The organism is Escherichia sp. KCJ4928 (genome assembly GCF_004352695.1).
GTDB lineage: Bacteria > Pseudomonadota > Gammaproteobacteria > Enterobacterales > Enterobacteriaceae > ECMA0423.
This window is the reverse complement of the sequence record NZ_SJWV01000201.1, coordinates 1-6,890: the sequence shown is the minus strand read 5'-3', so window position 1 is coordinate 6,890 and position 6,890 is coordinate 1. Positions and strand designations below refer to the sequence as shown.

Annotated in this window: 6 protein-coding genes; 3 read left to right on the top strand and 3 right to left on the bottom strand. The window is 49.9% G+C overall.

Translation table 11 applies throughout. The features are described 5' to 3' along the window. Nucleotides 1–286 precede the first annotated feature (286 nt). Entirely contained in the window at nucleotides 287–1,819 is a 1,533-nt protein-coding gene (locus E0D98_RS20085; protein ID WP_000190854.1) for a SpoVR family protein, read from the top strand. A gap of 51 nt (nucleotides 1,820–1,870) precedes the next feature. On the opposite strand, the gene fadR is transcribed toward E0D98_RS20085, so the two are convergent. Then, nucleotides 1,871–2,590, bottom strand: a complete 720-nt coding sequence (fadR, locus tag E0D98_RS20080) for a fatty acid metabolism transcriptional regulator FadR (protein ID WP_000234823.1) — start codon at nucleotides 2,588–2,590, stop codon at nucleotides 1,871–1,873. A gap of 220 nt (nucleotides 2,591–2,810) precedes the next feature. Between fadR and nhaB the strand changes: the two genes are divergently transcribed. Both nhaB and dsbB read left to right on the top strand, forming a co-directional pair. Then, complete coding sequence (nhaB, locus tag E0D98_RS20075) at nucleotides 2,811–4,352, top strand: Na(+)/H(+) antiporter NhaB (protein ID WP_000406391.1); 1,542 nt, start codon at nucleotides 2,811–2,813, stop codon at nucleotides 4,350–4,352. Nucleotides 4,353–4,497: 145 nt separating this feature from the next. Continuing rightward, nucleotides 4,498–5,028, top strand: coding sequence for a disulfide bond formation protein DsbB (gene dsbB / locus E0D98_RS20070; protein WP_000943462.1), 531 nt, complete (start codon nucleotides 4,498–4,500; stop codon nucleotides 5,026–5,028). A 45-nt stretch (nucleotides 5,029–5,073) separates the two neighbouring features. Here the strand turns inward: dsbB and umuC are convergent, their stop codons facing one another. Both umuC and E0D98_RS20060 read right to left on the bottom strand, forming a co-directional pair. After that, nucleotides 5,074–6,342: a DNA polymerase V catalytic protein gene (gene umuC / locus E0D98_RS20065; RefSeq protein WP_000457616.1), complete on the bottom strand. Its 1,269-nt coding sequence runs from the start codon at nucleotides 6,340–6,342 to the stop codon at nucleotides 5,074–5,076. Continuing rightward, nucleotides 6,342–6,761: a translesion error-prone DNA polymerase V autoproteolytic subunit gene (locus E0D98_RS20060; protein WP_000897378.1), complete on the bottom strand. Its 420-nt coding sequence runs from the start codon at nucleotides 6,759–6,761 to the stop codon at nucleotides 6,342–6,344. Before E0D98_RS20060 ends, umuC begins: the two co-directional genes overlap by 1 nt. Nucleotides 6,762–6,890 lie beyond the last annotated feature (129 nt).

The window sequence follows — 6,890 nt, the reverse complement described above, 5'->3', positions numbered from 1 at the left end:
AATTACATCTTGATAACTCAGTTGAAAATATTATTCAACATACGGCTTTTTTATGGTGAGCTGGCTCACATCTCCCTGACTCTGCGGCAATATGGCGTCTTTAGTATCTCCTGCTGAACGCCCTTTTTATCCAGCATAAAATTCCGTTCAGAAGCGGATTAGTGGCACTCTGATAATAAGAAATCGCAAAGAAAAAAATTCTCCGGCGACGCGGTTTTTAACAGGTGTTCTATGCTTGAAATGAGGTGCTCCACACAGAGAGCGCCGACAACAATGAGGTGCGCGTATGGCGACGATCGATTCTATGAATAAGGACACCACACGGTTGAGCGATGGACCCGACTGGACGTTCGACCTGCTGGATGTTTATCTGGCAGAGATAGACCGGGTGGCGAAACTCTACCGGCTGGATACCTACCCGCACCAGATTGAAGTGATAACCTCAGAACAGATGATGGATGCCTACTCCAGCGTCGGCATGCCAATTAACTATCCGCACTGGTCATTCGGTAAAAAGTTTATCGAGACTGAACGGCTGTATAAGCACGGTCAGCAAGGGCTGGCCTATGAAATCGTCATTAACTCTAACCCGTGTATCGCTTACTTGATGGAAGAGAACACCATTACCATGCAGGCGCTGGTAATGGCACACGCCTGCTATGGGCATAACTCTTTCTTTAAAAACAATTACTTATTCCGCAGTTGGACCGACGCCAGTTCGATTGTCGATTATCTGATTTTTGCCCGTAAATATATTACCGAGTGCGAAGAACGTTATGGCGTTGATGAAGTAGAACGGCTTCTGGACTCGTGCCACGCGCTGATGAACTACGGCGTGGACCGGTACAAACGCCCGCAAAAAATCTCGCTGCAAGAAGAGAAAGCCCGGCAGAAAAGTCGCGAAGAGTATCTACAAAGTCAGGTCAATATGCTCTGGCGTACCCTGCCAAAGCGCGAGGAAGAGAAAACGGTTGCTGAAGCGCGCCGCTATCCGTCCGAACCACAAGAAAACCTGCTCTATTTTATGGAGAAAAATGCGCCACTGCTGGAATCATGGCAGCGTGAAATCCTGCGTATTGTGCGTAAGGTGAGCCAGTATTTTTATCCGCAAAAACAGACTCAGGTGATGAACGAAGGCTGGGCGACCTTCTGGCACTATACCATCCTTAACCATCTGTATGATGAAGGGAAAGTAACGGAACGTTTTATGCTGGAGTTTTTGCACAGCCACACCAATGTGGTCTTCCAGCCCCCCTATAACAGCCCGTGGTACAGCGGCATCAACCCGTATGCCCTCGGGTTCGCCATGTTCCAGGATATTAAACGGATTTGTCAGTCGCCAACGGAAGAAGACAAATACTGGTTCCCGGATATCGCCGGTTCCGACTGGCTGGAAACGCTGCATTTCGCGATGCGTGATTTCAAAGATGAGAGTTTTATCAGCCAGTTTCTGTCACCGAAAGTGATGCGTGATTTCCGCTTCTTCACCGTGCTGGATGACGATCGGCATAATTATCTGGAGATTTCCGCTATTCATAATGAAGAAGGTTATCGGGAGATCCGTAACCGGTTATCGTCGCAATATAACTTAAGTAATCTGGAGCCGAATATTCAGATCTGGAACGTGGATTTGCGCGGCGACCGTTCGCTGACGCTGCGTTATATTCCACATAATCGCGCACCGCTGGATCGGGGGCGCAAAGAAGTCCTGAAGCATGTGCATCGCCTGTGGGGATTTGATGTGATGCTCGAACAGCAAAACGAAGACGGCAGCATCGAGTTGCTGGAACGTTGCCCGCCAAGAATGGGAAATCTGTAAAAACAACAAAAAACCCCTCGTTTGAGGGGTTTGCTCTTTAAACGGAAGGGATTATCGCCCCTGAATGGCTAAATCACCCGGCAGATTTTTCTGCATCCGGTGCCAAATCTCGCCACTCTCATGCCCATAGCGACGCACTGTTTCGTACACCTGATCGTGCGCGCCTTCACTGCACAACGCCGACAGTTTGTGGTAGAAGCCCAGCGCCAGACTGCGCGCTTCCGGATTGGCGAAATAGTGACGACCAATACGCGTATACAGCCCTTTCATCCCGTTAAGAATCAGACCGTAAATCGGGTTGCCGGAAGCAAACGCCAGGCCGCGGAATATGTTGTAATCCAGCTCGGCAAAGGCATCGGCGTGATCGGCCACTTCATTAGCGGTAGCCAGCACTTCCTGCGCTTTATCGGGATGCTGACGAAACGCGGTGCGAATAAAAATAGTGGAAATATTGGTACGCACCGACAGCAAATTATCAATAAGCTGCGGCACACTTTCGTGATCCAGTCGCGCCAGTGTTTCAAGGATATTTAAACCAGAGGTTTCCCAGAAATTATTCACCTTCGTCGGCTTGCCATGTTGAATGGTCAACCAGCCATCTCGTGCCAGACGCTGTAACACTTCACGTAACGTAGTACGCGTTACGCCAATTAATTCTGAAAGTTCACGTTCTGCGGGCAAAATAGTCCCGGGAGGGAAGCGGTTATTCCAGATACTTTCAATAATGTACTCTTCCGCGAAACCCGCCGGGCTTTGCGCCTTAATGACCATAGTGAGATTTCCATAACACAGCAAAACAAAGTTGGACTCATCATACCAGAGGGCTAACTACGCTGATAGCAGACAAAAAGAAGAAAAAGGGATCAAGGCTTCATTTTCCGCATCTCTTTCCCCTTGACTATCAAGACTTGCCTCACTCCTGCCTGACCGTTAAGCTTTGCGTTTAAACATAAAAACATCATTGATTATTTGTAAGGTAAGGGAAACCATCATGGAGATCTCCTGGGGCCGCGCGCTATGGCGCAATTTTTTGGGCCAGTCCCCCGACTGGTACAAACTCGCCCTCATCATTTTCTTAATCGTAAACCCGTTAATTTTCCTCATCAGCCCTTTCGTCGCGGGCTGGTTGCTGGTAGCGGAATTTATTTTCACTCTGGCGATGGCCCTGAAATGCTACCCGCTGCTCCCCGGTGGTCTGTTGGCTATCGAAGCGGTATTCATCGGCATGACCAGCGCGGAACACGTCCGTGAAGAGGTGGCGGCAAATCTTGAAGTCTTGCTGTTACTGATGTTTATGGTGGCGGGTATCTATTTTATGAAACAGCTGTTGCTGTTCATATTTACCCGTTTGCTGTTAAGCATTCGCTCCAAAATGCTGCTGTCGCTCTCTTTTTGCGTGGCGGCTGCGTTCCTCTCCGCGTTCCTCGATGCCTTAACCGTCGTGGCGGTGGTGATCAGCGTTGCAGTCGGTTTTTATGGTATTTATCATCGCGTAGCCTCTTCCCGTACCGAAGACACCGACCTGCAAGACGATAGTCATATCGACAAGCATTACAAAGTGGTTCTGGAACAGTTCCGTGGCTTTCTGCGTAGCCTGATGATGCATGCCGGTGTCGGCACTGCATTAGGCGGCGTGATGACCATGGTGGGCGAACCACAGAACCTGATCATCGCTAAAGCGGCTGGCTGGCATTTTGGCGATTTCTTCCTGCGCATGTCGCCGGTGACCGTTCCGGTTCTGATTTGTGGCCTGTTAACCTGCCTGCTGGTAGAGAAGCTGCGTTGGTTTGGCTACGGTGAAACGCTGCCGGAGAAAGTCCGCGAAGTGTTGCAACAGTTTGACGATCAAAGCCGCCACCAGCGTACCCGTCAGGATAAAATCCGTCTGATTGTCCAGGCGATTATTGGCGTCTGGCTGGTGACTGCGCTGGCGTTGCATCTGGCGGAAGTTGGCTTGATTGGTTTGTCAGTCATTATTCTGGCGACATCATTGACCGGTGTCACCGATGAACATGCTATCGGTAAAGCCTTCACCGAATCTCTGCCATTCACCGCACTGTTGACGGTGTTTTTCTCGGTAGTCGCGGTGATTATCGACCAACAACTGTTTTCGCCAATTATTCAGTTTGTGTTGCAGGCATCGGAACATGCTCAGCTGTCGCTGTTCTATATTTTCAACGGTCTGCTGTCATCCATTTCGGATAACGTCTTCGTGGGGACGATTTATATCAACGAAGCGAAAGCGGCAATGGAAAGTGGCGCTATCACGTTGAAGCAATACGAGCTGCTGGCGGTCGCCATTAATACCGGTACCAATCTGCCCTCCGTCGCTACGCCGAACGGTCAGGCTGCGTTCCTGTTCCTGCTGACCTCTGCACTCGCGCCATTGATTCGCCTCTCTTATGGCCGCATGGTGTGGATGGCCCTGCCTTACACCCTCGTACTGACACTCGTCGGCTTGCTCTGCGTCGAGTTTACGCTTGCCCCTGTAACCGAATGGTTTATGCAAATGGGCTGGATAGCAACGCTTTGATAACAACTTACCGGGCATATAAATGCCCGGTTTGCCTTTTCGCCCGATAATTGTCCAATTGCTTCCTATTTTTGCTGCCTCCTGGTGGCGCAGCGAATGAATTGGTTTAAACTGCGCACTCTATGCATATTGCAGGGAAATGATTATGTTGCGATTTTTGAACCAATGTTCACAAGGTCGGGGCGCGTGGCTGTTGATGGCGTTTACTGCTCTGGCACTGGAACTGACGGCGCTGTGGTTCCAGCATGTGATGTTACTGAAACCTTGCGTGCTCTGTATTTATGAACGTTGTGCGTTATTCGGCGTTCTGGGTGCTGCGCTGATTGGCGCGATCGCCCCGAAAACTCCGCTGCGTTATGTAGCGATGGTTATCTGGTTGTATAGTGCGTTCCGCGGTGTGCAGTTAACTTACGAGCACACCATGCTTCAGCTCTATCCTTCGCCGTTTGCCACCTGTGATTTTATGGTTCGTTTCCCGGAATGGCTGCCGCTGGATAAATGGGTGCCGCAAGTGTTTGTCGCCTCTGGCGATTGTGCCGAGCGTCAGTGGGATTTTTTAGGTATGGAAATGCCGCAGTGGCTGCTCGGTATTTTTATCGCTTACCTGATTGTCGCGGTGCTGGTGGTGATTTCCCAGCCGTTTAAAGCGAAAAAACGTGACCTGTTCGGTCGCTAATCCCTTCAGCGCTCCTGCGGGAGCGCTTTTTTCCTGCCGCTATATTTATTTGACCCGCAGTAAATCAGAACTTCGCGTTGTATAACGTGGTGAAAGCATGGCACGCTTCATCTGCCATTGTTGCTGGATCCCCTGCCCGGCAAAATAGAGTGTTCCTCTGCCCTCTTTAGCATTCAGTGTATCCATTACCGTCATCAATTGCTCACTCCCGGGGCGCGGTGCGTTGTCATCGAATAAATTGAGCTGCGCGACTCCCTGACTGAAGAAATCCCCCAGCATCACGCCCGCTTTTTGGTAGCGATGGCCCGCTTGCCAGATGGCATCCAGAGATCGCGTAGCAGCGTTAATGATATCCCTGCTGTCCTGAGTGGGCGTCAGCAGTTTTACCGACGCGCTATTGCCGTAATAAGGTTCATTGAGCGCAAATGGTGACGTCTTAATAAATGTGGAGATAAACCGACAATATTGATGCTCGCTGCGAAGTTTTTCCGCCGCCCGGGCAGCGTAACTACAAATGGCCTGCCGCATCGATGGATAATCCGTGATGCGTTCACCAAACGAGCGGGAACAGATAATTTCCTGCTTCGTCGGTGCAAACTCTTCCAGTTGCAAACAGGGTTCGCCGCGCAGTTCACGCACCGTTCTTTCGAGCACGACATTAAAATGTTTACGGATAAACCGGATATCTGTATCCGCCAAATCGAGAACGGTTTTGATCCCCATCGCGTCCAGTTTTTTGCTGATCCGCCGTCCAATCCCCCAGACGTCATCCACGGGGAGAGCAGACATTAATTTACGCTGGCGTTCCAGATTTGATAAATCCACCACCCCACCCGTCTGCCGCTGCCATTTTTTTGCCGCATGATTGGCAAGCTTAGCCAACGTTTTGGTCTGGGCGATCCCCACACCAACAGTAAGATGGGTACGTTGTAGCACCGTTGCGCGAATTTCTCTGCCAAAATCAGTCAGATCGCGACAATTACGCACACCTGTCAGATCGCAGAATGCCTCATCAATACTGTAAATCTCGACGCGGGGCGATAGTTCTTCCAGCGTCGACATCACCCGATTGCTCATGTCTGCGTAAAGCTCATAATTGCTGCTAAAGCAAACCACGCCACAGCGACGAAACAGATCTTTTTGTTTGAACCAGGGATCGCCCATTTTAACACCCAGCGCCTTTGCCTCAGCGTTTCGGGCGATAACGCAACCGTCATTATTCGATAGCACAACCACCGGTTTACCCCATAAATCAGGGCGAAACACCGTCTCACAGCTGGCATAAAACGCGTTTACATCACAGAGAGCAAACATCAGCGCATCGCCTTAACTACGTGGATCACCACACCAAAGACATCCAGCGTATCTTCGCTACTGATGGTAATGGGCGAGTACGCACTGTTCATGGGAATAAGCTGTACCGTCGGGCGTAGTTGCAATTTTTTCACCGTAAACTCGCCGTCAACAGCAGCGATGACAATATCACCATGGCTGGCGGTAATAGCGCTATCGACAATCAGTAAATCACCGTCACTAATTCCACCATCAATCATAGAATCACCACTTGCTTTGACGAAGTAAGTCGCGCTGGGATGCTGGATCAACAGTTGATTCAGATCGATGCGCTGTTCAACGTAATCTGCTGCCGGTGAAGGAAAGCCACACTGAACAAGATCGCTAAATAGCGGAAAAGTCACAATTTCGCGGAGATCCGCAGGCTTGATAAACAACATAATAATCTGCCTGAAGTTATACTGTTTTTATATACAGTAGTCTGTTCTTGCCAGCAGATCAATACTGATTCAGGCTATCAATATTTGTCGCTGCATAGACTGCTGATTTTTCGTTCTCTTATCCTGTGC